19 protein-coding genes are annotated in these 24921 nt (G+C 68.5%); 12 read left to right on the top strand and 7 right to left on the bottom strand.

All coding sequences use genetic code 11. From position 1 onward, the window contains the following. Positions 1-4: 4 nt before the first annotated feature. Entirely contained in the window at positions 5-1645 is a 1641-nt protein-coding gene (locus tag DX912_RS08290; RefSeq protein WP_115842015.1) for an alpha-glucosidase family protein, read from the bottom strand. A gap of 239 nt (positions 1646-1884) precedes the next feature. Between DX912_RS08290 and DX912_RS08285 the strand changes: the two genes are divergently transcribed. The 3 genes from DX912_RS08285 to DX912_RS08275 are packed head-to-tail and all read left to right on the top strand — an operon-like array spanning position 1885 to position 7350. After that, on the top strand, positions 1885-4152 hold the full coding sequence (locus tag DX912_RS08285) for a glucosidase family protein (RefSeq protein ID WP_115842014.1): 2268 nt from the start codon (positions 1885-1887) through the stop codon (positions 4150-4152). Continuing rightward, positions 4149-5639 carry an MFS transporter gene (locus DX912_RS08280; RefSeq protein WP_115842013.1) on the top strand — a complete coding sequence of 497 codons (1491 nt, stop codon included), beginning with the start codon at positions 4149-4151 and terminating at the stop codon, positions 5637-5639. Before DX912_RS08285 ends, DX912_RS08280 begins: the two co-directional genes overlap by 4 nt. A gap of 10 nt (positions 5640-5649) precedes the next feature. After that, positions 5650-7350: an alpha-amylase family glycosyl hydrolase gene (locus DX912_RS08275; RefSeq protein WP_115842012.1), complete on the top strand. Its 1701-nt coding sequence runs from the start codon at positions 5650-5652 to the stop codon at positions 7348-7350. A gap of 18 nt (positions 7351-7368) precedes the next feature. Here the strand turns inward: DX912_RS08275 and DX912_RS08270 are convergent, their stop codons facing one another. After that, positions 7369-9306 carry an alpha/beta hydrolase family protein gene (locus DX912_RS08270; protein ID WP_115842011.1) on the bottom strand — a complete coding sequence of 646 codons (1938 nt, stop codon included), beginning with the start codon at positions 9304-9306 and terminating at the stop codon, positions 7369-7371. Between the two features lie 59 nt (positions 9307-9365). Further along, positions 9366-10418 (bottom strand): LacI family DNA-binding transcriptional regulator, encoded by a 1053-nt coding sequence (locus DX912_RS08265; protein WP_115842010.1) that lies wholly within the window; start codon positions 10416-10418, stop codon positions 9366-9368. A gap of 274 nt (positions 10419-10692) precedes the next feature. On the opposite strand from DX912_RS08265, the gene DX912_RS08260 reads away from it, so the two are divergent. Continuing rightward, a complete protein-coding gene (locus DX912_RS08260) occupies positions 10693-12057 on the top strand; it encodes a glutamate--cysteine ligase (RefSeq protein WP_115842009.1) in 1365 nt (454 codons plus the stop codon). A gap of 202 nt (positions 12058-12259) precedes the next feature. Here DX912_RS08260 and ppc read toward each other — a convergent pair whose 3' ends face one another. Beyond that, positions 12260-15001: a phosphoenolpyruvate carboxylase gene (gene ppc / locus DX912_RS08255; RefSeq protein WP_115842008.1), complete on the bottom strand. Its 2742-nt coding sequence runs from the start codon at positions 14999-15001 to the stop codon at positions 12260-12262. A gap of 126 nt (positions 15002-15127) precedes the next feature. On the opposite strand from ppc, the gene DX912_RS08250 reads away from it, so the two are divergent. Further along, positions 15128-16783, top strand: coding sequence for a tetratricopeptide repeat protein (locus DX912_RS08250; protein ID WP_115842090.1), 1656 nt, complete (start codon positions 15128-15130; stop codon positions 16781-16783). An 81-nt stretch (positions 16784-16864) separates the two neighbouring features. After that, complete coding sequence (locus tag DX912_RS08245; protein ID WP_181902763.1) at positions 16865-17602, top strand: tetratricopeptide repeat protein; 738 nt, start codon at positions 16865-16867, stop codon at positions 17600-17602. Between the two features lie 43 nt (positions 17603-17645). On the opposite strand, the gene DX912_RS08240 is transcribed toward DX912_RS08245, so the two are convergent. Next, a complete protein-coding gene (locus tag DX912_RS08240) occupies positions 17646-17966 on the bottom strand; it encodes a hypothetical protein (RefSeq protein ID WP_115842006.1) in 321 nt (106 codons plus the stop codon). Positions 17967-18469: 503 nt separating this feature from the next. Here DX912_RS08240 and DX912_RS08235 point away from each other — a divergent pair. From DX912_RS08235 to fghA, 6 genes are all read left to right on the top strand, one after another. Further along, positions 18470-19177 carry a response regulator gene (locus DX912_RS08235; protein ID WP_115842005.1) on the top strand — a complete coding sequence of 236 codons (708 nt, stop codon included), beginning with the start codon at positions 18470-18472 and terminating at the stop codon, positions 19175-19177. A gap of 10 nt (positions 19178-19187) precedes the next feature. Further along, the gene (locus DX912_RS08230; RefSeq protein ID WP_115842004.1) at positions 19188-20675 is read left to right on the top strand and encodes an ATP-binding protein; all 1488 of its coding nucleotides are present in this window, start codon (positions 19188-19190) and stop codon (positions 20673-20675) included. Between the two features lie 131 nt (positions 20676-20806). After that, complete coding sequence (locus DX912_RS08225) at positions 20807-21370, top strand: DUF4136 domain-containing protein (protein WP_115842003.1); 564 nt, start codon at positions 20807-20809, stop codon at positions 21368-21370. A 118-nt stretch (positions 21371-21488) separates the two neighbouring features. Further along, complete coding sequence (gene frmR, locus DX912_RS08220) at positions 21489-21764, top strand: formaldehyde-responsive transcriptional repressor FrmR (RefSeq protein ID WP_115842089.1); 276 nt, start codon at positions 21489-21491, stop codon at positions 21762-21764. Between the two features lie 28 nt (positions 21765-21792). Then, positions 21793-22902, top strand: coding sequence for an S-(hydroxymethyl)glutathione dehydrogenase/class III alcohol dehydrogenase (locus DX912_RS08215; RefSeq protein WP_115842002.1), 1110 nt, complete (start codon positions 21793-21795; stop codon positions 22900-22902). Between the two features lie 128 nt (positions 22903-23030). Beyond that, positions 23031-23861: an S-formylglutathione hydrolase gene (gene fghA, locus DX912_RS08210; RefSeq protein ID WP_115842001.1), complete on the top strand. Its 831-nt coding sequence runs from the start codon at positions 23031-23033 to the stop codon at positions 23859-23861. 7 nt (positions 23862-23868) lie between these two features. On the opposite strand, the gene DX912_RS08205 is transcribed toward fghA, so the two are convergent. Both DX912_RS08205 and DX912_RS08200 read right to left on the bottom strand, forming a co-directional pair. Then, complete coding sequence (locus DX912_RS08205) at positions 23869-24537, bottom strand: Dph6-related ATP pyrophosphatase (RefSeq protein ID WP_115842000.1); 669 nt, start codon at positions 24535-24537, stop codon at positions 23869-23871. Further along, positions 24534-24878 carry a hypothetical protein gene (locus DX912_RS08200; protein WP_115841999.1) on the bottom strand — a complete coding sequence of 115 codons (345 nt, stop codon included), beginning with the start codon at positions 24876-24878 and terminating at the stop codon, positions 24534-24536. Before DX912_RS08200 ends, DX912_RS08205 begins: the two co-directional genes overlap by 4 nt. Positions 24879-24921 lie beyond the last annotated feature (43 nt).

Raw genomic sequence — 24921 nt, 5'->3', positions numbered from 1 at the left:
TCTGTCAGTCCACCCGCGCGTAGAAAACGCCGCGCGGCGGAAGGTGCAGCGTTCTGCCCTGCAGTTCACCGGCGCGCAGGCCGTGATCGGTCAGCGGGGTCGGCGTGCCGATCGACGCGGGTACGGCCCACGTCTGCGCGCTCGCGGAAAGATTGAACACGACCAGCAGCGATTCGTCCGCGCCGCGACGCGTGAACGCGAGCACCGGCTCGTCCGCCTCGAGGAAACCGATCTCGCCCGTCACCAGCGCCGGATGCGACTTGCGCCAGCGCAGCAGGTGGCGAACGCCGTTGAGCACGGAGTCCTCGCTCGCATCCTGCGCGGCGACCGTCAACTCGCCGTGTTCGGCCGGCACCGGCAACCACGGGCGCGTCATGCTGAATCCGCCGTGCGGCTGGTCGTTCCACGGCATCGGCGTGCGGCACCCGTCGCGGCCCTTGAAGGTGGGCCAGAACGTGATGCCGTAGGGATCCTGCAGCGCTTCGAACGGTACGTCGGCTTCGGTCAGGCCGAGTTCCTCGCCCTGGTACAGGCACACCGAACCGCGCAGCGAACACACCAGCGCGACGAGCTGTCGCGCGAGGTCCGCATCGTACGCGGCGCCGGGATTCCAGCGCGTCACCGCGCGCTGCACGTCGTGGTTCGAAATGGCCCAGCACGGCCAGCCATCGCGCATCTTCGCTTCGAGGTTCTCGACGGTGCCGCGGATGTACGCCGCGCTGGCGTCGTCGGTCAGCAGTTCGAAGCTGTAGCCCATGTGCAGGCGACGATCGTTGACGTACTCGGCCATCGTCGCCAGCGAGTCTTCCGACGAGATCTCGCCGAGTGTCGTGGCGCCCGGATAACGATCGAGCAACGCGCGCAGCTGTTCGAGGAACGGGATGTTCTCCGGCTGCGTGTTGTTGTACCAGTGGTACTGGAACGCATACGGGTTGTCGGGGCTGAAGCCGCGACCGGTGCGCAGTTCCAGGGGTTTTGCCGGGTTGTCGCGCAGCTGCGCATCGTGGAAGCAGAAGTTGATCGCATCCAGGCGCAGGCCGTCGACGCCGCGGTCGAGCCAGAACTTCACGTTGTCCAGCGTTGCTTCCTGCACCGCGGGATTATGGAAATTCAGGTCCGGCTGCGAGGCCAGGAAGTTGTGCAGGAAGTACTGCTGCCGGCGCGGTTCCCACTGCCACGCGACGCCGCCGAACAGCGACATCCAGTTGTTGGGCGGCGTGCCGTCGGGCTTCGCGTCGGCCCACACGTACCAGTCGGCCTTCGGATTGTCGCGGCTTTCGCGGCTTTCCTTGAACCAGGCGTGCTCGATCGAGGTGTGGCTGAGCACCTGGTCGATCATCACGCGGATGCCGAGCGAGTGCGCCTTGGCGAGCAGGCGGTCGAAGTCGTCCAGCGTGCCGAACAGCGGATCGACGTCGCGGTAATCGGCGATGTCGTAGCCGAAATCGGCCATCGGCGACTTGAAGAAGGGCGAGATCCAGATCGCGTCCACGCCGAGGCTGGCGACGTAATCCAGTCGCGCCTCGATGCCGGGCAGGTCGCCCACGCCATCGCCGTTCGTGTCCAGGAAGCTGCGCGGGTAGATCTGGTAGATCACCGCGCCGCGCCACCAGTTCGTCTGTCCTGCGTTGCTGCCTGCCGCCATCTGCCTTCCGTCCCCGACGCCGTCCTGCGTGTGTCTGCCGTGTCGTCCATGCCGAACCGGACGCGCGCCCCGGGCGCGCGATGGGGTGCACTATTCCACGGTGCGCCATCGCCGCGCATTGCCCCGGACCGCCGTTGGCCATGAATACGTATGCAGCCCGAACCCCCATCGCCCCCGCCGACTACCATGGGCCACCGAGTTGGGGACGCTGCATGAAACAAGCCCGCCCGGCGCCGTCGATGCGCCGCTCGCCACGCCTTGCGCCCGCCATCGCGCTCGCGATCGCCGGTCTGGTCTCGGCCGGAAGTGCGTTCGCCGGCGATGCGGCCTGGCGCGATTCGATCGCGTGGCAGGGCGCCACGGCGCGCATGCAGGCTGCCGGCGATGGCTGGCGATTGCAGCCGAAGGCCGGCGATGCCATCGACATCGCCGCGCAGCTCATGAAGACGGATACCGCTAGTCCGATGTTCGACGGCCTGTTCGCACTCGCGCAGGCGGAACTGTCGAAGGCGCAGGTCGAGGCGATCTCCGACAACGCGTACGACAACGGCCGGCCGATCCCGTGTTCGTGTTTCGAGACCGGCGAGAAATGGCGCTACGTGTGGACGCGCGACCTGTCGTTCGCGGCGGACCTGTCGCTGGCGAAGCTCCGCCCGGAACGCACGCGCAATGCACTGCGATTCAAGCTCTCCGACCTGCGCGTCGGCGCACCGCAGGGTACGTACGTGGTGCAGGACACCGGCTCCGGTGGCAGCTGGCCGATCAGCAGCGATCGCGTGGTGTGGTTCCTCGCCGCGCGCGGGCTGGTCGATGCGCCGTTGGGCGATGCCGACGCGAAGCGCTTCAACGATGAGGTCTGGCACGCGTTGACCGACACGCTGGCGCAGGATCGCGCGTTCGTCTTCGACCGGGAAACGGGCCTGTATCGCGGGGAAACCTCGTTCCTCGACTGGCGCGAGCAGTCGTACCCGCGCTGGACGGCCGACGACGTCGCGTTCATCGCGCAATCGTTCTCTCTGTCCACCAATGTCTTGCACTACGAAGCGCTGCGCCTGGGCGAACGCATGGCGCGCGAGCGCGGCGATGCGCGCGCGGAAGAGTACGCGACGCAGGCGAAGGCGCTCGCCACGCAGATCGAACGTCGCTTCTGGCGGGAGGATCGCGGCCTCTACATGAGCTACATCGGCACGGCGGCGCATCCGGTGCCGTTCGAAGCCTACGACCTGCTCGGACTTTCGCTGCTGATCGACAGCGGCATCGCACCCGAAGCACGTGCGCGTCTTGCACTGGCGACCTATCCGATGCTCGATTCCGGCAGCCCGGTGATCTGGCCGCAGCAGCCGGGCATCGCGATCTACCACAACCGCGCGATCTGGCCGTTCGTCAGCGCGTATTCGCTGCGCGCGGCGCGCAAGGTGAGCGACAGCGCGCGCATCGAGCATGAGGTCCGTTCGATCCTGCGGGGCGCCGCGCTCGCCGGCTCGAACATGGAGAACTACGAGCTCGTTACGCAGGCCGTGCACGTGGACGACGGTGCGCTGAGCGGGCCGGTCGTCAACTCGCCGCGTCAGCTGTGGTCGGTGGCGGGATATTTGGCGATGGTGATGGAGGGCGTGTTCGGCCTGGAGCCAGACGGCAGCATCGCCCCGAAGATCCCGGCGACGCTGGTGCCGATGCTGTTCGGCGAGCGCGACCGGATTTCGCTGAGGCTACCCGATCGCGACATCGTGCTGGTCCGGCCGGCGAAGATCGATGGCGATCTGCTCGTCGCGGGGAAACGCGAACGCGATGGTTCGCGCGAAACGGTGCAGCTCGTGGCGCAACGCAGCGCCACGAAGGCGGCGACGTCGCCGCTCGACGCCGCGGCGTTCGCGCCGGCGTCGCCTGATGCGCCATCGATCGTCCAGTCCGGAAGCCGCTGGACCATCGACGTGCCTGTGAACCACAGCCTCTACATTGATGGCGCATTGCGTTCCGACGCATCGTCACAGGTGCGTACGGTGCAGCTCCCGCAGCAGGACGCGCAGCAATGCGCGAGCCTCACGCGCGTCGAACACGGCATCGAATCGCTGCACTCGCCGACGCGTTGCATCGGTGTGGACATCGCCATAGACGGCGCATGGCCGCGCAGCTGGCGCGCGCCGAAGGCCGGGCGTTATGCCGTCAGCGCCGACTTCACCAACACGCACGGCCCGATCAACACCGGCATCACTGCGGCAGTGAAGACGCTGGTCGCCACGTGCGACGGCGTCGAAGAACAACGCGGCACGCTCGTGATGCCGCACGGCGCGGCGCGTCAGCGCTCCAGCGCGGTCGTCATCGATGTGCCCGCGGCCGCGACGTGCCGCTTCACGTTGCGCGACGGCGTCAACATGTCCTATCTCACCCACAACGCCCGCTACACCGGCGGCGTCGGCGGCATCGACGGTCCGCTGAACGACGCCACCCTCGGGGCGCTGCACGCCGTCCCGCTGCGTGCCGCCCAACAGGAGAAGTCAGCGCGATGAGCACGAAACCGCAGCTGTCGTTCTGGCAGATCTGGAACATGTGCTTCGGCTTCCTCGGCATCCAGTTCGGATTCGCCCTGCAGAACGCCAACGTCAGCCGCATCTTCCAGACGCTGGGCGCGAGCATGGACGACATCCCCATGCTCTGGATCGCCGCGCCGCTGACGGGGCTGATCGTGCAGCCGATTGTCGGCTACCTGTCCGACCGCACGTGGACGCCCCTGGGGCGTCGCCGGCCGTACTTCCTCGTCGGCGCCGTGCTGGCGACGCTGGCGTTGTTCTTCATGCCGAACTCGCCGACGCTGTGGATCGCCGCCGGCCTGCTGTGGGTGCTCGACGCGTCGATCAACATCTCGATGGAACCGTTCCGCGCCTTCGTCGGCGACCAGTTGCCGACGTCGCAGCGCGCAAGCGGCTATGCGATGCAGAGCTTCTTCATCGGCGTGGGTTCGGTGATTGCGAGCCTGCTGCCGTGGATCCTCGCGAAAGCCGGCGTCGGCAACACCGCCGGCCCCGGCGAAGTGCCGGATACCGTGCGCTACGCGTTCTACTTCGGCGGCGCGGTGCTGCTGCTGTCGGTCGGCTGGACGGTGCTTCGCACGCGCGAGTACGCGCCGGGGGAACTGCGCGCGCATGACACGACCGTGCGCATGCCCGCGAACGAGTTCGACGGCGCACGCGCGCGGCTCAGTGGCGCGGCGTGGCTGCTCGCGGGCGTGATCGGCGCGCTGGCCGTGTGGCGGTTCGCGCTCGACAAGCAGCTGTACATCCTCGCCGGACTGCTCGCCGGCTACGGTCTCGCGCTCATCGGCGCCAGCGTCATGCGGCGCGATCGAGCGCTGGCGCAGATCGTCGGCGACCTGCACGACATGCCGGCCGAAATGCGCAAGCTCGCGGTCGTGCAGTTCTTCTCGTGGTTCGCGTTGTTCGCGATGTGGATCTACACCACCGGCGCGGTGACGCAGGTGCATTTCGGCAGCACCGATACCGCGTCGGCCGCATACAACGAAGGTGCGAACTGGGTCGGCGTGCTGTTCGCCGCGTACAACGGCTTTGCCGCGCTCGCCGCAATCGCGATTCCGCTGATGGTGCGGCGCCTCGGCCTGCGCGTGAGCCACCTCATCAACGTGACGCTCGGCGGGCTCGGGCTGCTGTCGTTCCTGGTGATCCGCGATCCTCAGTGGTTGCTGCTGTCGATGGTCGGCGTCGGCTTTGCGTGGGCGTCGATCCTCTCGCTGCCGTACGCGTTGCTGTCCGACAGCGTGCCCGCCGCGAAGATGGGCGTGTTCATGGGCATCTTCAATTTCTTCATCGTCATCCCGCAGCTGGTGGCGGCGAGCCTGCTGGGCTTCCTGCTCAAGCATTTCTTCGGCGGCGCGCCGATCCACGCCTTCACCATCGGCGGCATCAGCCTGATCGTCGCCGGCCTGTGCGTGCTGCGCGTGCAGGAGCCACGCGTGGCGGCTGTCGCCGCCACCGGTCATTGAGGAGTTTCGAATGCGTTTGAAGGTGCCGTTCCGCGTCCGCTTCCGTCGTCGCGCGCTGGCGTTCGCGCTCGCCGCCTCCATCCCCGCCGCGCATGCCGCGCAAGCGCCGGAGTACTACGGCACGCTGGAGCCGTTCGCGAAGGAAGCGGTGTATTTCGTCGTGACCGACCGCTTCGTCAACGGCGATCCGTCGAACGATCATCGCGACCAGGGCGGCCCGGATCCCGCGACGCGCACGTTCGATCGCCCCACCGCGGGCAGCGATGCGGGCGACAACGTCGGTTACCTCGGCGGCGACTTCAAGGGCATCGTCGATCACCTGGACTACATCCGCGGCATGGGCTTCAGCGCGCTGTGGATCACGCCCATCGTCGACAACCCGGACGAAGCCTTCACCGGCGGCAAGCCCGCGCAGAAGGGCGGCTTCCTCACCGACGGCGGCAAGACCGGCTACCACGGCTACTGGGGCGTGAACTTCTACAAGCTCGACGAACACCTGCCGAGCACGGGCCTGGATTTCAAGGGTCTGGCCGATGCAGTGCACGGGCAGGACATGAAGCTGGTGCTCGACATCGTGGGTAACCACGGTTCGCCCGCCTATTCGATGCCGAAGGCGCAGCCGCAGTTCGGGCAGGTGTTCGATCGCGACGGAAAGCTCGTCGCCGATCACCAGAACCTGCCGCCGGCCAAGCTCGATCCCAAGCACAACCCGTTGCATCGCTTCTACAACACGACGCCCGGTCTGGCGGAGCTGTCGGACTTCAACGAGAACGAGCCGGCGGTGATGGACTACCTCGCCGGCGCGTACGCGCAGTGGATCGGGCAGGGCGCCGATGCGTTCCGCATCGACACCATCGGCTGGCTGCCGCATCCGTTCTGGCACGAGTTCGTCGCGCGCATGCGCCGCGAGAAGCCGGGCATGTTCATGTTCGGCGAAGCGTTCGAGTACGACGCGAAGAAGATCGCCGAGCACACCTGGGCGCAGAACGCGAACGTGAGCGTGCTGGATTTCCCGCTGAAGCAGGGGCTGGAGAAGGCCTTCGGCCACGAGCGCGCCGGCTTCGAAGTGCTGGCCGACCGGCTCTATCTCGACGGCGGCCCGTATGCAAACCCGTACGAACTGGCGACGTTCTACGACAACCACGACATGGCGCGGCTGGATGCGACCGACGACGGTTTCATCGACGCGCACAACTGGCTGTTCACCGCGCGTGGCATTCCGGTCGTCTACTACGGATCGGAAATCGGCTTCATGCGCGGCAAGCCGGAGCACGACGGCAACCGCAACTACTTCGGCGCCGAGCGCATCGCGTCGGCCGCATCGCACCCGATCCATCGCAACCTGTCGCGCATCGCGCACGTGCGTGCCGCCTCGCCGGCGTTGCAGCGCGGCCTGCAGGTCAACGTCGAACTGAAGGGCGACCGCGCCGCGTTCTACCGCGTGTACCAGCACGAAGGCGTGTCGCAGATCGCGCTGGTGCTGCTCAACAAGGGCGATGCACCGGCCGCGTTCGACGTGAAGCAGTACGTGCAACCGGGCGCGTGGCGCGCGGCGATCGCCGGCATCGACACGAAGGTACGCGCCGGCGGCTCGCTGAAGGCGACGGTGCCAGCGCATGGCGTCGAAGTGTTCCTGCTCGACGCCCCGGTGACGCAGCCGCAGCTGCGCGCCGAACTGGACCGCTTGATGAAAGTGAAGCGGCCGGAGTAACGAGGCAGTTGGGCCGGCTCAGCCGGCCTTCTGCCCGCCGAGGTGTCGCGCGAGGAACTCGAGCAGGCGCGTGTAGTACTCGCGCCTGTGCTCCTCCGTGTAGAAGCCGTGGCCTTCGGTCGGGAAGTACAACGTCTCCACCGGCGTTCCGGCGGCCTTCAATGCCTTTTCCATCTTCCTGCTGTGGTCGATGGGCGCGATCGTGTCCTTGCCGCCGGCGGCGAGGAACACCGGCACCTTGATGCGGTCGGCGAGGCGGACCGGAGAGCGTTGCGCGAGCGTCGCATCGTCGTCGCCCATCCATTCGTCCGCGAACGTGCTGAGCCATCGCGCGCTGTCGCCCAGGTCCTCGCGGCGTTCCTGCAGGTCGTAGATGCCGACGTATCCCACCGCGCAACGATACAGGCCAGGCTCTTTCGCCACGCCCATGAGCGCGGCATAGCCGCCGTAGCTCGCACCGTAGATGCAGATGCGGCCTGCATCCGCCACGCCCTGTTCCACCGCCCAGCGCGTCGCGTCGGTCAGGTCGTCCTGCATCGCGCCGCCCCATTCGCGCGCGCCGGCGTGCAGGAAGGCGCGGCCATAGTTGCCCGAGCCGCGGTAGTTCACCTGCAGCACCGCGTAGCCTGCGGCGGCCAGCATCTGCGTATGACGGTCGAATGCCCATTCGTCGTAGACGCCGAACGGCCCGCCATGCGGCAGCACGACCATCGGAAGGCCCTTCGCGTTCGATCCCCGCGGCGTCGTCAGGTAGCCGTGCAGCGGCAGGCCGTCGCGCGCGGTGAGTGCGATCGACCGCACCGGCGCTGAACGTGCCGGATCGAACCAGTCCGCACGGCTGAAGACGAGGCTCGCCTCGCGCGTGCCGTGGTCGAACAGGTAGAAGTCGCCGGGGCTGCGGTCGCTGGAGACCAGCAGCAGCGAAAGCCTTCCGTCGCGCGTCGACGACACCATGCGTACGGACTGGTCGGGAAACGCCTTTTCCAGCATGCGCTGCGTGCGCGCCGGCGGCGCGGTCTCGTCGAAGTAGCGACTGACGAGCCGGTCCTTCATGTAGGTGACGCCCACCGGTCGACCGGCGACGTCGCGAATGACCGAGTGCGGGTCGACGGTATCGTCGCGCAGGACGTTGGTGCGCTGGCCGGTGGCGGTGTCCAGCGCGACGATGGCGTCCGGGCCCGTCGACTGCTCCACCTGCAGGTAAGCGGTGCGGTCGTCCGGCGCGAAGCCGAGCGGAATCTCGAGCCGGTACGTATCCGCCTCGTCGTTGATCAGCTTCCAGGCGCTGCCACGCGCGTCGCGGTAGTACAGCTTGCCGACGTTGTCGTTGCCAGAACCGCGCGCGAAACGCACCTCGCCATGCCCGTCGGTCGTGAAGCGGGCACGCCGCACGGGCGCGGTGGCGACGGTCACGCGACGACCGGTAAGGACATGCATGCGGTCGATGCTCGTGACCGGATTGGCCGAGAAGGCCTGCACCGAGATCAGCACGTTGTCGTCATCGGAGGGCAGGTCGTCCTCCAGGAAGCCGGCGTAGAAATCGTCGGTGAACTTGTAGGCGTCGGGCTCGAAGTGACCCATCAGGGTGCGGGCGACCGTGCCGTCGGCGTTGACGGCATGCAGTTCGCCCGTCGCCACGGGGCTTTCGAGCGTGCTCAGTCGCTGCGCCATGCTGACGAGCACGCGCTGGTCGTTGACCCAATGGAAATCCGCGATGTCCGACTGCTTCGGGCCGCCGACCCGCGCGGTGAACTTCTTGTCGGAACGGCGGATCACCGCCAGCACGGTGCGGTCGGCTGTCGGCACGGTAACCGCGTAGTACTCGCCGGTCGGCGAGATCTTGATGTCGCCGTAGACGTCCTCTTTCAGGTACGGCGTGAGGTCCACCTGCGCGACGGCAGGAAAGGCGAGCGCAGCCAGTGCAAGACCCGCGATCGGGCCGGTCCAGTACTTCATCCGTGATTTCCCCGCCGCGCCCCCGCGCGGATCCGGGGCCAGTCTAGCGATGGCGCCGCTCAGGCGCCGCTGGACTTCCGCACCACCAGCGAGGCCGGCAGCGTGATGCTCTGCGTCTGCTCGCCGCCGATCTGGCGCAGCAGCGTTTCGACCAGCAGTTCGCCGGCGCGCTTGGTGTCCTGGAAGACGGTGGTCAGCGGCGGGCTGGTGAAGCGGGCCATCGGCAGATCGTCGAAGCCGACCACGGCGATGTCTTCGGGCACCCGCAGGCCGGCGTCGGCGAGCGCGCGCATCGCGCCGACGGCGATCAGGTCGCTCGCGGCGAACACCGCATCGAATGCCCCGCCGCGCGCCAGCAGTTCGCGCGCCGCGGCGAAGCCGTCTTCCTCCGAGCTTTCGGCGTCGACCTGGAGGATCGCCTCCATCGCACCGCCGACTTCGCGCAACGCGGCATCGCAGCCGCGAAAGCGGTCGAAGAATTCCGGGCAATGGCTCGACGCGCCGCCAAGGAAGGCGATGCGGCGACGGCCCAGGCCGACGAGGTGTTCGCCCGCGATACGGCCGCCGTTGAAGTTGTCGCAGCCGATCGACAGCCCCGGCTGGTCGTGCAGCACCGCGCCCCAGCGCACGAAGCGCGTGCCCTGCGCGACGAGCTTCTCCAGCTTGCCGGTGTAGGCGAGGTAATCGCCGTAGCCCAGCAGGATCAGGCCGTCGGCCTTCATGCTGTCCTCGTAGTCGGCGTGCCAGTCGTCGGAGAGCTGCTGGAACGAGATCAGCAGGTCCTGCCCCTCGCGCGCGCAGGCGCGGGTGATCGAGCCGACCATCGACAGGAAGAACGGGTTGATATGCGACTCGTCCGGCGTCGGATCCTCGAACAGCAGCAGTGCCAGCGTGCCCGAGCGCTGCGTCCGCAGGCTCGATGCGTGGCGATCGACCTTGTAGTTGAGCTCGCGGACGGCGTCCTCGACGCGGCGGCGCGTCTCGGCGTTGACCAGCGGGCTGCCGCGCAGCACGCGCGACACGGTCGCCTGCGACACGCCCGCGCGATGGGCGATGTCCAGCGAGGTGATCTTGGTCTTCTTGCTGCGGCCGAGGTAATGCACTTGCGACATGCCGGCAGTATGTAAGCCCTTGTACGCAAAGGCTTGCCGCAGTGCGGCATCGGCATGCGCCACATCAAGCGAACGGCAGTCGAAACGCGATGGGGTGGGCGAGGTCGACAGACCCCCGGCTGTGTCGACGCCACGAGGGGGTGGCCATTCCGGATTACTGCGTTGCATGGCCGTGGATGGGGTCATTCACGCCGCCTCGCTACACTGGCGTGATCGCCGCCACAGTCTGGGACGTCGTCCCGCTGCAGCCAGTCTCCATTCAAACGAGGTGTGTGTGTCCGGTCCCAGCCAGGTCAAGGATGTTCCAATCGAGGGTCGGGCCCAGCTCGTCGAATACCTCAGCTCCGGCATCCGGACCCGCGAGGACTGGCGCATCGGCACCGAGCACGAGAAGTTCGGGTTCCGCAACGACGACCTGCGACCGCCGACCTTCGACGGTGACCGCGGCATCGAGGCGTTGCTGAAGGGCCTGACCCGCTTCGGCTGGACGCCGGTCACCGAGCACGACCGCGTCATCGCGCTCACCCGCGACCAGGCCTCGGTCTCGCTGGAACCGGCGGGGCAACTGGAGCTGTCCGGCGCGCCGCTGGAGAACCTGCACCAGACCTGTTCGGAAACCAACAGCCACCTGCGCGAAGTGCGCACCGTCGCCGAACCGATGGGGCTGGGCTTCCTGGGCGTCGGGTTCCAGCCGAAGTGGCGTCGCGACGAAATGCCGTGGATGCCCAAGGGCCGTTACAAGATCATGCGCGAGTACATGCCGAAGGTCGGCTCGCTCGGCCTGGACATGATGACGCGCACCTGCACGGTGCAGGTGAACCTCGATGTCGGTTCGGAAGCCGACATGGTGAAGAAGTTCCGCGTGTCGCTCGCGCTGCAGCCGGTCGCCACGGCGATGTTCGCCGATTCGCCGTTCAAGGAAGGCAAGCCGAACGGTTACCTCAGCTACCGCTCGCACATCTGGACCGATACCGACGCTGGCCGCACCGGGCTGCTCGACTTCGTTTTCGACGACGGTTTCGGCTACGAGCGCTACGTCGATTACCTGCTCGACGTGCCGATGTACTTCGTCTACCGCGACGGCAAGTACATCGACGCGTCGGGGCAGTCGTTCCGCGATTACCTCGACGGCAAGTTGCCCGCGTATCCGGGCCACCGCCCGGTGCTGCGCGACTGGGCCGACCACAGCACCACCGCGTTTCCCGAGGTCCGGCTGAAGAAGTACCTGGAAATGCGCGGCGCCGACTCGGGCCCGTGGAACCGCATCTGCGCGCTGCCGGCGTTCTGGGTCGGCCTGCTGTACGACAACACCGCGCTCGATGCCGCCTGGGATCTGGTGAAGGATTTCTCGATCGAAGAACGCCACGCCTTGCGCGACGGCGTGCCGAAGCATGCGCTGAAGTTGCCGTTCCGCAACGGGACGGTGCTCGACCTGGCGCGCCGTGCGCTGGAGATCTCGGCCGAAGGCCTGCGTCGTCGCGCACGTCGCAACGGGAACGGTGCGGACGAGTCGGTGTTCCTGGAGCCGATGATGGAATTCGCCGAAGCCGGCATCACGCCCGCCGAACGCAAGCTCGACCTGTACCACGGTCCGTGGCAGGGCGACATCGATCGGGTGTTCCGGGAGTTCGCGTACTGAAGCTCTTGCCTGTCATTCCCGCGAAGGCGGGAATCCATCGGGCCGCCATCATTCCGGCCTTCGGGGGCGTTGAGGTTTGCAAGCATGGATTCCCGCCTTCGCGGGAATGACAGCAAAAAAGCGGGCGGGCGCACCGCTTCCAGCGCCCGTCTGCCCCTTTAACGCGAACACATGCGCGAGTCGGGCCGCTTAGGGGCCTGCCTCACCCCGTGTTCTGTATCCCTGCCGAAATCCCGTTCACCGTCGCGACCAGCGCCTCATAGAGCGCATCGTCGGGCCGGTCCGCCGCGCGCCAACGTGCGAGCAGGTCCACCTGCAGCAGGCTGATCGGATCGACGTAGGGATTGCGCAGGCGGATCGACTGGCGCAGGCGGTAGTCGCCCGCCAGCAGTTCATCGCTGCCCTTGATCGCCAGCACGGCCGCGCGCGTGCGCTCGAATTCCGCCGCGATGCCGGGATGGAAGCGCTCGTGCAATTCGCCGGCGAGCAACGAGTAGCGCTCGAAGATGCCCGGCTCCGACTTGGCCAGCATCATTTCCAGGTCGTCGATCAGCGTGCCGAAGAACGGCCAGTCCTGCGCCATTTCGGCGAGCGTGTCGCGGCCGTGCGTGTCGAGCGCGCGTTGCAGCGCGGTACCCACGCCGTACCACGCGGTGAGGCCGGCGCGATTCTGCGACCACGCGAAGACCCAAGGAATCGCGCGCAGCGAACCGACATCGCCCGTGCCCGCACGCTTGCTGGGACGCGAACCGATGCGCAGGCGCTCGATCACGTCGATCGGCGTCGCGGCGCGGAAATACGCGGGAAAGTCCGGGTTCTCGTGCACCAGCGCGCGGTAGTGCGCGCGTGCGTCGCGGGCGAGTTCGCTCGCGATCGCACGCCATTGCTCCTCGCGCGGTTCCGGCGCGCGCGGGCGCAACGTCGCGCGCAGCACGGCGCCGGTCGCCTGTTCGAGGTTGCGCAGCGCGATGGCGCGGATGCCGTACTTGCGGTGGATCACCTCGCCCTGCTCGGTCAGGCGTAGATAGCCGTCGACCGAACCGCGCGGCGCGGCGATCACCGCGCGCTCTGTCTTGCCGCCGCCACGGCTGATCGATCCGCCGCGGCCGTGGAAGAACGCGATGCGCACACCGCTGTCGCGCGCGAGTTCGGTGAGCGCGATCTGCGTGCGTTGCAGCGCCCAGCGCGAGGCGAGCATGCCGCCGTCCTTCGCGCTGTCCGAATAGCCAAGCATCACGACCTGACGATCGCCGCGCGCGGCCAGGTGCGCGCGATACACAGGATCGGCGAACAGCGCGCGCAGGGTGTCGCTCGCGGCGTCGAGGTCGTCGACGGTTTCGAACAGCGGCGCGACGTCGAGCGGCACGCGGCCGTCGCCATCGACGCAGCCGGCCACGCGTGCGAGTGCGAGCACCGCCAGCGCGTCGGCCGCGCTGCGGCTCATGCTGACGATGTAGGGGCCGAACGCCTGCGCGCCGTAACGCGGGCGCAGTCGCGCGACGGCGCGGAACACGTCCAGGGTCGGCCGCGCGGTGCCGTTGCCGACGCCGCGCACCGGCTCGCTGCCGTCGAGCAGGCGATGCAGGCGCTCGGCGCGTTCCTCGCGTGAATGCGATTCCCACTGCGCGTCGCCCAGCACTTCGGCGAGCGCCGCGTCGTGCATGGCCGAATCCTGGCGAAGATCCAGGCTCGCCAGATGGAAGCCGAAACACTGCACGCGCCGGCGCAGGCGACGCACCGCGTGGCCGCCGGCGTGTTCGCCCTGATGCGCGCGCAGGCTGTCCTCGATCATGCGGATGTCGGCGAGGAACGCGGCGGCATCCTGGTACCCGTGCACATGGTCGTCGGCCGTCGCGCGCAGTCGGGCGGCGATCAGCGCGAGCAGATTGCGATACGGCATGTCGGCGTGGCGCGGCTTCAGCGCGGCGGCAGCCTTGGGCAGCAGGTAGCGGTATTCCTCGATGCGCGCGAGCACCGCGTCGGCCACGCCGATGCGCTCCAGCGACTGGCTCAGCATTTCGCCGAGCGCGGCGACTTCCTGCCGGTACGCGCGCAGCACGAGCGAGCGTTGCCCGGCAAGCGTCGCGGCGATGGTATCGGCACCGACGTTCGGGTTGCCGTCCATGTCGCCGCCCACCCACGTGCCGAAGCCGATGACGGTCGGCATCGCCACATGCTCGCCATAGGTCTCGCGCAGCGCGTCCTCGAACAGTTCGTAGAACACCGGCAACACGCGATACAGCACGTCGGACAGGTAGAAGCCGACGTGCTCGAACTCGTCGGCGACGCTGGGCTTCACCGGCGGCGTTTCGGCCGTCTGCCAGCTCGCGGTGAGCGCCAGCCGCATGCGTTCGAGGTCGGCGCGGTGTTCGTACGGCGTGCGCGTGCGGTCGATGTCGTCGATCAGGCAGGTGACGATCTGGCGCTCCTTCTCCAGCAGTGCGCGGCGCACGGCTTCGGTCGGATGCGCGGTGAACACCGGTTCGATGCGCAGCCGCTGCAGCAGCGCGACGACTTCCTCCAGGCTCACGCCCTGCGCGGCCAGCGTGGCGAGCACGTCGCGCAATCCGCCGGGCTGGCGGCTCGCGCCCTGTCGCTCGTAATCGCGGCGACGGCGGATGCGGTGCACGCGCTCGGCGACATTCACCGCCTGGAAATACGTGGCGAAGGCGCGCACCAGATCGCCCGCGTGTTCGAGTTCGACTCCGGCGAGCGCGTCGGCCAGTTCGGCCACCGGCGCGTTCGACTCGCGGCGACGGATCGCGGCGCGGCGCAGGTTCTCCACTTCGGCCAGGAATTGCGGCCCGCGCTGCTCGGCGAGGATGTCACCCACGAGGGCGCCGACGGTTTTGACGTCTTCGCGCAGCAGGGCGTCGTGCGGTGCGAAATCGACGACGCGCAGGGGGTCGTTGGCGGACTCGGCGGGCGGGTTTTGTCGGGTCATCCGCCGAGCCTACCGCACTGCAACATGAGGCGGCGCGACGGTTGCGGCTGCAACGGTCCGGCGGTGACCGCCCGGCTGCGCCGGTCGCGTTGTCTTTTCCTGATGACCCTCGCGCTGGAGTGCGCCATGACGCTGCGGATCCGCCTGTTCGGCCTCGCCGTCGCCTGCCTGGCCCTGGCCGGCTGCCCGAAAGCCTCGAAGGAGGACGCCGCGCAGGCGAACGCGCCGCCGCTGTTCGACACGTTCGGCGAGCAGCATCGCGACATCGCATCGAAGGTGCCCGAGGCGCAGCGCTATTTCGACCAGGGCCTACGGCTGGCGTACGGCTTCAACCACGAGGCCGCCGGTCGCGCGTTCGCGGAGGCCGAACGGCTCGATCCCACCTGCGCGATGTGCGCATGGGGACAGGCGCTGGTGCTGGGGCCGAACATCAATCTGCCGATGTCGCCCGATCTCGCCGCCGATGCCACCACGCTCGCGCTGCGCGCGCAGAAGCTGTCGAAGAACGCCACGCCCGCCGACCAGGCGTTGATCGCCGCGCTGGTCAAACGCTACGAAACGCCCGCGCCGGCGGATCGCGCGCCGCTCGACAAGGCCTATGCGCAGGCGATGGGCAAGGCGCACAAACAGTTCCCGGAGGACGACGACATCGCCGCGCTCTACGCCGAGTCGCTGATGGACCTGACGCCGTGGGCGTACTGGAACGCGCAGGGCGAGCCGACCGAGTACACCGACACGCTGCTGGCCACGCTGGAAGGCGTGCTCAGGCGTAACCCGCGCCACATCGGCGCCGTGCATTACTACATCCACGCGGTGGAAGCCTCGCACCAGCCCGAACGCGCCGAGCCGTACGCCGATCGCCTGGCGTCGCTCGCGCCGGGCTCGGGGCATCTGGTGCACATGCCGGCGCACGTCTACATCCGCGTCGGCCGCTATCACGACGCCACGCTGAGCAACCTCGCCGCGAGCACCGCCGACAAGGCCTTCCTGGCCGTGTGTCGCGGCAGCAACGGCGCGTATCCCCTGGGTTACGTGCCGCACAACTGGCACTTCGCGGCGATGACCGCGGCGCTGCACGGCTCGCGCACGCTGGCGATCGAAGCCGCCGACCAGACCGCGCAGCGCGTCGATGCGCAGCAGCTGGAGGCGATGCCCTTCATGCAACAGTTCCTGGTCGCGCCGCTGTTCGCGCGCGTGCGCTTCGGCGAATGGCAGCAGATCCTCGCCGACGACGCGCCGCCGTCGGAGGTGCCGTTCCCGAAGGCGATCTGGCATTTCGCGCGCGGCATGGCGTTCGTGCGCACCGACAAACCCAGCGAGGCCAGGAAGGAACTGAAGGCCTTGCAGGCCATTGCTTCGGCCCCGGCGCTGGAGAAGGTCGTGCTGTTCGACATCAACCGCGCCGACCGCGTGCTCGACGTCGCACAGCACATGCTCGCCGGCGAGATCGCGCTGGGGACGAAGCAGACGAAGGCGGGCATCGCCTCGCTGCAGAAGGCCGTCGCGGCCGAGGACCTGCTCAACTACAACGAGCCGCCGGACTGGCCGCTGCCGGTGCGGCCCTTCCTCGGTGCGGCGCTGCTCGACGCCGGCCGCGCGAAGGAAGCGGTCGCGGTGTACGAGGAAGACCTCAAGCGCTTCCCGCACAACGGGTGGTCGCTGTACGGCCTGGCGCAGGCGCAGCGCAAGCTCAAGCAGAAGGACGCCGCCGCCGAGACCGAACGCCGCCAGGCCGCCGCATGGCAGTGGGCCGACGTGAAGCTGGTGGCGTCGCGGTTCTGAGGGCGGACGTCTGTCCGGATGCCGCTGGCGTCGCGCGCGCCGATTCGGGAAACTCTCCCCACTCTGGGGAGAGCAACGGACATGCCCGTACTTGGTCTGCACGTCGTCATCGCACTGTGCTTCGCCGTCCACGCCGTTCGTAGCGGACAGGATCGCTACTGGTTGTTCGTGCTGTTCGCGTTCCCGCTGCTGGGCAGCGTCGTGTACGGCGTCGCGATCTGGTTGCCCGAATGGCGCCACAGCCACGCTGGCCGTCAGGTCGTGCGCGGAGTGCAGCGCCGGCTCGACCCCACGCGCGAGCTGCGCCAGGCGCAGGACGCGTTCGAGACCGCGGCCACCGTGGACAACCGCGTGCGCCTGGCGGACGCGCTGATCGAAGCCGGCCGCGCCGACGAGGCCCTGACGCAGTACGAGGCCACGCTGCGTGGCGTGTATGCCGACGATCCGGAACTGCACGTGCGCATTGCTCGTGCCGAACTGGAGGCGGGCCGACCGCAGGCGGCGCGCCAGCGGCTTGATGACCTGATCCGCCGCAAGCCCGATTTCCGGTCGCCCGCCGGGCATCTGCTTTACGCCCGCGCGCTTGCCGCGGAGGGTTCGCGCGCGAAGGCCCGCGAGGAGTTCGACACGCTGGTCGGCTATTTCAGCGGCTTCGAAGCGCAGGCGCATTACGCGCAGGTGCTGGCCGGTTGGGGTGAGATGGACTCCGCGATCCGGCTGCGCGACGAGGCGCTACGCAAGGCCAGGCGTCTGCCCGCCTACGCGCGACGCATGAACCGCGAGTGGCTGCAACGGCTGGGGAAGATCGGCGCGCGCTGAGGCGATCGCGCCGGCGCGCCGCGACTTCTGCGCGCGACCGTTCTCACCACTCCTCTTCCTCGTCGATGTCGTCTTCGTGCGGGCGCGGACGTCCGCCGCCCGTCGACGGCTTGAAGCCCTTCGCGCTCATGCATTTGTCGAGCTTCGCGTGGTCCGGACGCTGGCCGTCTTTCGGCTCGCGGCGTTCGCCCGGCGGAGGCGGCGGGGGCAGGCCCTGCTCCGCGGCGCAGGCGGTGATCGCCTCGCGGAAGGCGTCGTGGTCGGCGGGCGGGCGTTCGCCCGCGTGCGCCAGGGCGGCCACGCCGAGCGAGGCGATCGCCAGCGCCAGGCGCAGGCGCAGTTGGCTGGGGAAATACTGTTGCATCGGAAGGTCTCCTTCGAACGTGGGGCTGCGAGGGGAGGAGGGCGCCCGCCGGCCGGGAAGTGGAAACCGGCGGACGCCACCCTCGGCCCGGACGCTGCGCATGGAGGGCATGCATGGCCAGCGACCGGGTGCCGCACGGTGCGACGGCGGTGTTGCCCGCGATTGCCGGGGCGTGTCGATGGCGCCATGTCGGCGCACGCGTTCATCGGTCGTTTCGCCGAGCGCACGGCCGCGGCATGCGAAGAGTCACCGGATCCGCCGTCCCGCCCCGCATTCATCCAGCGCTGCGCGGCTCGATGTGTCAGCGCTGACATAAAGCGGCATCGGCGAACAACATCGCGTCGGCAGGATCGATGGCGAGTCGTGGACCCATGTGTCCCGTTGCCGCCATCGGAGATCCCCCGATGGCGGCATTTTTCTGTCCGATTCGCGGTCCGGCGAGAACCAAGACATCCGGTTCGCGGTCTGCCTACACTCCGTTACGTCCTTCTGTCCGTGGTGGCATGGATCTGCAGTCGCTCCTGCTCGTCGTCGACGACGACCCCGACCTTCGCCGGCTCATCTCCGGCTTCCTGACCGAACACGGCTACCGCGTGGAGACGGCCGAAGACGCCGTGCAGATGCGGCGCGTGCTCGACGAACAACGCCCGGACCTGGTGATCCTGGACGTGATGATGCCCGGCGAGGACGGCCTGAGCGCCGCGCGACGGCTGACCTCCGAACGCGGGCCGGCGCTGATCATGCTCAGTGCGCTGGGCACCGATACCGATCGCATCATCGGGCTGGAAATCGGCGCCGACGATTACCTTGCCAAGCCGTGCAATCCGCGCGAACTGCTCGCGCGCGTGCGCGCGGTGCTGCGGCGACGGCAGCTCGCGGCCGATGCGGCGAGCGGTCACCTGTACGAATTCGCCGGCTGGCACCTAGACGTCATCCGCCGCGCGCTGCGCGATCCGCACGGCACCTACATCAACCTGTCCGATGGCGAGTTCTCGCTGCTGCGCACCTTCGTCGAACATCCGCAGCGCGTGCTCAGCCGCGACCAGCTGCTCGATTGCGCTCGCGGGCGCGACAGCGAAGTGTTCGATCGCGCGATCGACAGCCAGATCAGCCGCCTTCGTCGCAAGATCAACGAGCGCGGCCACACCGAACTGATCCGCACCGTCCGCAACGAGGGCTACATGCTGTTGCCGACCGTCACCCGCCTGTGAGCACGCACCGGTGAACACGCGCGGCCTTCCGATCTTCGCACGCACCTTCCTGGTGCTGCTGGCGGCGCTGGCGGTGGCCTACGGCATCGGCATCGCGCTGCTCGCCCTGCGCGAGCCGCCGCCGGCGGTGCGGTTGTCGGAAGTGGTCGCGCTGCTGTCCACGCGCATGCCGTCGGGCAATCCGCTGCTGGCGGTGAGCGAATCCGACGAAGCCCCGCAGCCGGAGCACGGTTTCATCAGCCCGCCGCCGCTGCGCACGCTGCTGGCGCGCTGGCTGGACGTGCCCGAGGACCGCGTGCGCTTCTTTGTGGCCGGCGCGAACATGCTGCCGCCGTTCCGGCGCATCGTCGTCATGCCGGGCACGCCGATGGCGCGGATGGACGGGGCCGATCCCGGCCGGCTGGGCGAGTACGTCGTCCCGCCGCCCCTGTCGCCGCCCCCGCCGCCGGACGCGGCGCGCACCGAGCCGGCACGCCAGCGGCAGGCCGTACGCGTGGGCGAGCCGCAGCGCGTGGGCGGCCCGCCCTTCGCGCACGACCGCGACTGGCGCGCCGATTCGCACCTTCCGTTCGCCTTCGTCGCCGCGCTGCGCCAGCCCGACGGACGCTGGCGCCGCGTCGAACGCATGGACCACGGCGTCGGCATCGGCCGAACGTTTGCGCTGATGTTCGCGATGGGCCTGATCGCGCTGCTGCCGCTGGCGTGGTGGTTCTCCAGCGCGCTCGCGACGCCGATCCGCCGCTTCGCCGCGTCGGCCGATCGCATGGGCCAGGACGCGCACGCGCCCGCGGTGCCGCTGGAAGGGCCGGCGGAAATCCAGCGCGCGGCGGCGTCGTTCAACGCGATGCAGGAACGCATCAACCGCCTCGTGCGCGAGCGCACGCAGATGGTGGCGGCCATCGCGCACGACCTGCGTACGCCGCTGGCGCGATTGTCGTTCCGCCTGGACGGGCTGCCTGCCGACGCGCGCGAGAAGGCCACGGCCGACATCGCCGAGATGTCGCAGATGATCGAGGCCGCACTGGAATTCATCCGCGAACAGCATCGCGAACGCGTGCGCGAGCGCCTGGACCTGCGCCTGCTGGTGGAAAGCGTGGTGGACGAGGAAGCCGACGTCGGCCACGCGGTGGCGCTCGCGCCGGGCGCGCCGGCGCCACTGCGCGGCGATCCGCTCGCGCTGCGGCGCATGGTCGGCAACCTGGTCGACAACGCGATCAAGTACGGCCGCAGCGCGCGGGTGTCGCTGCACGACGATGCCGACGGCTACTGCCTGCGCATCGACGACGACGGCCCGGGCGTGGACATGACGCGCAGCGAACAGCTGTTCATGCCGTTCGTGCGCGGCGAAAGTTCACGCAATCGCGAAACCGGCGGCATCGGGCTGGGGCTGGCGACCGCGCGCGGCGTGGTGCTCGCGCACGGCGGCGACATCCGGCTGGACAACCGCGACGAAGGCGGCCTGCGCGTCACGGTGACCCTGCCGCACGAGGTCGGGTGATCGGGTCGTGACGCGATGCGCGATCAGGTTCCGAACGCCCTCCTGAACGGTTCAGCAAAACCCGCAACGCTTCACGCCTGGCGCGCTGCGCCGGGCGTATTCTGCAAACGCCGTCACCGTGGGAGCCGGCCATGAAACGATTCGCCATCCTCCTCGCCTTCTCGCTGCTGGCCGGGTGCGCCACCACGCCCGCCGTGTTCACCGATTACGACCCTGGCGTGAACTTCGGCCAGTACCAGACGTATCGCTGGGAAAAGCGTCCTGAAGGTTTCTCTCCGTTGCAGACGCAGCGCCTGGTCGCCGCGATCGACGCCAAGCTGCGCGAACGCGGCTGGACGCAGTCGACCAACGCGCAGGTCACGCTCGCCGGCAGCATCCTCACCGAGCGCCGCGTGCGCGTGGATACCTGGAACAACGGCCCGATGTGGGGCGGCTGGGGCTGGGGAGGTTGCTGCTGGGGCCCGGGCTGGGGCGCGTGGGGCGGCTGGAACACCTCCACCACCGTGCGCGATTACACCTACGGCACGCTCGTGCTCGACATGTTCGACGCGCAGACGCAGCGCCCGCTGTGGCGCGGCATCGCAATGGGCACCGTGCCGGACTCGCCGATCGCGCAGACCAACGCGATGCAGTCCAGCGTCGACCGCATCTTCGCGCAGTTCCCGCCGACCTCGGCCGCCGCGCAGATGCCCTGACGCAACGCCGCAAACCTCGCATCCACGAACGGGAGCCTCGCGCTCCCGTTTCGTTTTTTTGCGGCGTGGGCGGCCGGCTGACGTATACTCCACCCCAGTACCCGAGCGGGTGGCCGTCGTGCCCCATTCCCCCGAAGAAAAGAAGCGCGTCCAGGCCCGCATCCGCCGCATCAAGGGGCAGGCCGATGCGCTCGAGCGCGCGCTGGACGCCGGCGCCGAATGCGGCGCCGTGCTGCAGCAGATCGCGGCGATCCGCGGCGCGGTGAACGGGCTGATGTCCGAAGTGCTCGAAGCGCATATCCGTGAGGAATTCGGCCAGGCCGCGTCGTCGCAGGAAGAACGCGCCGAACGCGTCGCCGAACTCGCCGGGCTCGTCCGCTCGTACCTCAAGTAATCGTCCTTCCCCATTTCCAGGAGTCGCCATGAAATCCCGTGCCGCCGTCGCCTTCGCCGCAGGGCAGCCCTTGCAGATCGTCGAGATCGACGTCGCGCCGCCCCAGGCCGGCGAGGTGCTGGTGAAGATCACCCATACCGGCGTGTGCCACACCGATGCGTTCACGCTCAGCGGCGACGATCCGGAAGGCCTGTTCCCGTGCGTGCTCGGCCACGAAGGCGCGGGCGTGGTGGTCGAAGTGGGCGAGGGCGTCACCAGCGTGAAGCCGGGCGACCACGTGATTCCGCTGTACACCGCCGAATGCGGGCAGTGCCTGTTCTGCAAGTCCGGCAAGACCAACCTGTGCGTGGCCGTGCGCGCGACGCAGGGCAAGGGCGTGATGCCCGACGGCACCACGCGCTTTTCGTACAACGGCCAGCCGCTGTACCACTACATGGGCTGCTCGACCTTCAGCGAATACACGGTCGTGGCCGAAGTCTCGCTCGCGAAGATCAACCCCGAGGCCAACCACGAGCACGTCTGCCTGCTCGGTTGTGGCGTGACCACCGGCATCGGTGCGGTGCACAACACGGCGAAGGTGGCCGAAGGCGATTCGGTCGCGGTGTTCGGCCTCGGCGGCATTGGCCTTGCGGTGATCCAGGGCGCGCGCCAGGCGAAGGCCGGCCGCATCATCGCCATCGACACCAATCCATCGAAGTTCGACCTCGCGCGCAGCATGGGCGCGACCGACTGCGTGAATCCCAAGGACCACGACAAGCCCATCCAGCAGGTGATCGTCGAGATGACCGGCTGGGGCGTGGACCATTCCTTCGAATGCATCGGCAACGTCAACGTGATGCGCGCGGCGCTGGAATGCGCGCATCGCGGCTGGGGCCAGTCGGTGATCATCGGCGTCGCCGGCGCGGGCCAGGAGATCAGCACGCGTCCGTTCCAGCTCGTCACCGGGCGCAAGTGGATGGGCACGGCATTCGGCGGCGTGAAGGGACGCTCGCAGCTGCCGGGCATGGTCGAGGACGCCATGCGCGGCGACATCGAGCTGGCGCCGTTCGTGACGCACACCATGCCGCTGGACGACATCAACGACGCCTTCGACCTGATGCATGAGGGCAAGTCGATTCGCAGCGTGATTCATTACTGAGCCGCTCCCTTCTCCCGCGTGCGGGAGAAGGTGCCCGGAGGGCGGATGGGGGCAGACGGCCCGCATCTCCGCCTTGCCCTCACCCCAACCCCTCTCCCGCGCGCGGGAGAGGGGCTCAAGAGAGCGATATGGACAGAATCGAACACCGCGCCTGCTTCGGCGGCTGGCAGCACGTTTACCGGCATCACGCGAAGTCGCTCGACTGCGAGACGACGTTTGGCGTCTACCTGCCGCCGCAGGCGGAGCAGCGTTCCTGCCCCGTGCTGTACTGGCTGAGCGGGCTGACCTGCACCGAGCAGAACTTCATCACCAAGGCCGGCGCGCAGCGCTATGCGGCCGAGCACGGCGTCATCCTGGTCGCACCCGACACCAGCCCGCGCGGTGCGGGTGTCGCGGATGCCGAAGGCTACGACCTCGGCATCGGCGCGGGCTTCTACGTCGATGCGACGCAGGCGCCGTGGTCGAAGCACTACCGCATGTTCGATTACGTCTCGCGCGAATTGCCCGACCTGATCGAAGCGCAGTTCCCGGCGACGAAGGCGCGTGCGATCAGCGGCCACTCGATGGGCGGACACGGCGCACTTGTCGTCGCACTGAAGAATCCGGGGCGGTATCGCAGCGTCTCGGCGTTCTCGCCGATCGTGGCGCCGACGCAGGTGCCGTGGGGTCAGAAGGCGTTCGCCGCGTACCTCGGCGAGGATCGCGAGGCATGGAAGGCGTGGGATGCGACGGCGCTGATCGCCTCGGCACCGGAGCGCCTGCCGCTGCTGGTCGACCAGGGCGAGGCCGACGAATTCCTCGCGACGCAGCTGCAGCCGCAGCGCCTGCGCGAAGCCTGCGAAGCGGTCGGGCATCCGCTCGAACTGCGGATGCAGCCGGGCTACGACCACAGCTATTACTTCATCGCCAGCTTCATCGGCGACCACATCGCGCACCACGCCGCCGCGCTGAAGGCGTAAGCGGCGCTCAGGCCATGGCGAAATCGGTGTAGGCGAAGCGTCCGTCGCGCAGCACCGTTTCGCCTTCGCGCACCTGCAACGGTGCGCGGAACATCGGGCCGTCGTGCACGAGCGTGTGGAACTCGCCGTTCTCGCCGCAGGGATCGCAACCATCGGGCAATTGCGCGATCAACGCAGCATCGAACGCGAGGCCGGCGAAGCGCGCGTCGAGTTGCTCGGTATCGACGCAGCACAGGCGTGCGCGCAAACCGCCGTCGTGCATCTCGCGCGCGAGCCGCGCGGTATCGCGTCCGAACAGCGGCGTGTCGATATTCCAGCCGAGACGCGCGCACAGCGACTCGCGCCACGCGCGCACGTCGGCGAGGAACAGGTCGCCGAACGCGATGGTGTCCATGTCGGGCCAGCGCTCGCGTGCGCGCGAAAGCGCATCGGCGAAGGAGGCTTCGTACGTCGCGTTGTCGCATTGCGCCGGGATGCGCGCTTCGATCAGCGCAAGCCCGGCGGCGTCGGCCTGCGCGTGCAGGATGTCGCGGCGGATGCCCTGCATCGACACGCGGTCGTATTCGTCGGTAATCGTGGTGAGCAGCGCGACGACCTCATCGCCGCGCTGGCGCATGGCGTGGAGCGTCCACGCCGCATCCTTGCCGCCGCTCCACGACAGCAACCGCGGGCTCATGCCGCGGTGACGTCCCTCAGTTCCCATGCGCTGCCGGCCAGCCAGCGCAGGCGCTGGCGGAGGATTTCGCCCCCGATGCGCGTGGTCGCGACGAGGTCGATGTGCAGGTCGTGCTGCGCACCCTGCACGACGGCATCCGGATCGGTTTCGCCCAGCGCGGGATCGACCGCGTCCGGATCGTCCTGCTTCATCTTCCAGCGTTCGAACAGCGACGGCTCGCGCAGGGCGGCCTGCAACTGCTCGGCGAAACCGTCGGGGCTGACCGCGGTGAAAGACAGCGACGAATCGCCGCCGCGCGCGCGCTGCGCGTCGGGAAGGCGGATGTAATAGCGCGTGGCCATCGTGGGTCTCCTGATAGGAGCGTCCAGTTTATGGACGTGAATA

This window comes from Lysobacter soli, assembly GCF_003382285.1.
GTDB lineage: Bacteria > Pseudomonadota > Gammaproteobacteria > Xanthomonadales > Xanthomonadaceae > Lysobacter_J > Lysobacter_J soli.
The sequence above is the reverse complement of the archived record's forward strand: the minus strand, read 5'-3'. Positions and strand labels throughout refer to the sequence as shown.

Excerpts from the sequence above, each read along its gene's own strand:
- DX912_RS08265 (WP_115842010.1), bottom strand. The coding sequence starts at position 10,418 with ATGTCGCAAGTGCATTACCTCGGCCGCAGCAAGAAGACCAAGATCACC.
- DX912_RS08250 (WP_115842090.1), top strand. The coding sequence starts at position 15,128 with ATGACGCTGCGGATCCGCCTGTTCGGCCTCGCCGTCGCCTGCCTGGCC.
- DX912_RS08205 (WP_115842000.1), bottom strand. The coding sequence starts at position 24,537 with ATGAGCCCGCGGTTGCTGTCGTGGAGCGGCGGCAAGGATGCGGCGTGG.
- ppc (WP_115842008.1), bottom strand. The coding sequence starts at position 15,001 with ATGACCCGACAAAACCCGCCCGCCGAGTCCGCCAACGACCCCCTGCGC.
- DX912_RS08290 (WP_115842015.1), bottom strand. The coding sequence starts at position 1,645 with ATGGCGGCAGGCAGCAACGCAGGACAGACGAACTGGTGGCGCGGCGCG.
- DX912_RS08275 (WP_115842012.1), top strand. The coding sequence starts at position 5,650 with ATGCGTTTGAAGGTGCCGTTCCGCGTCCGCTTCCGTCGTCGCGCGCTG.
- DX912_RS08270 (WP_115842011.1), bottom strand. The coding sequence starts at position 9,306 with ATGAAGTACTGGACCGGCCCGATCGCGGGTCTTGCACTGGCTGCGCTC.
- DX912_RS08235 (WP_115842005.1), top strand. The coding sequence starts at position 18,470 with ATGGATCTGCAGTCGCTCCTGCTCGTCGTCGACGACGACCCCGACCTT.
- DX912_RS08285 (WP_115842014.1), top strand. The coding sequence starts at position 1,885 with ATGCGCCGCTCGCCACGCCTTGCGCCCGCCATCGCGCTCGCGATCGCC.
- DX912_RS08280 (WP_115842013.1), top strand. The coding sequence starts at position 4,149 with ATGAGCACGAAACCGCAGCTGTCGTTCTGGCAGATCTGGAACATGTGC.
- DX912_RS08240 (WP_115842006.1), bottom strand. The coding sequence starts at position 17,966 with ATGCAACAGTATTTCCCCAGCCAACTGCGCCTGCGCCTGGCGCTGGCG.
- DX912_RS08215 (WP_115842002.1), top strand. The coding sequence starts at position 21,793 with ATGAAATCCCGTGCCGCCGTCGCCTTCGCCGCAGGGCAGCCCTTGCAG.
- DX912_RS08200 (WP_115841999.1), bottom strand. The coding sequence starts at position 24,878 with ATGGCCACGCGCTATTACATCCGCCTTCCCGACGCGCAGCGCGCGCGC.
- DX912_RS08245 (WP_181902763.1), top strand. The coding sequence starts at position 16,865 with ATGCCCGTACTTGGTCTGCACGTCGTCATCGCACTGTGCTTCGCCGTC.
- fghA (WP_115842001.1), top strand. The coding sequence starts at position 23,031 with ATGGACAGAATCGAACACCGCGCCTGCTTCGGCGGCTGGCAGCACGTT.
- DX912_RS08225 (WP_115842003.1), top strand. The coding sequence starts at position 20,807 with ATGAAACGATTCGCCATCCTCCTCGCCTTCTCGCTGCTGGCCGGGTGC.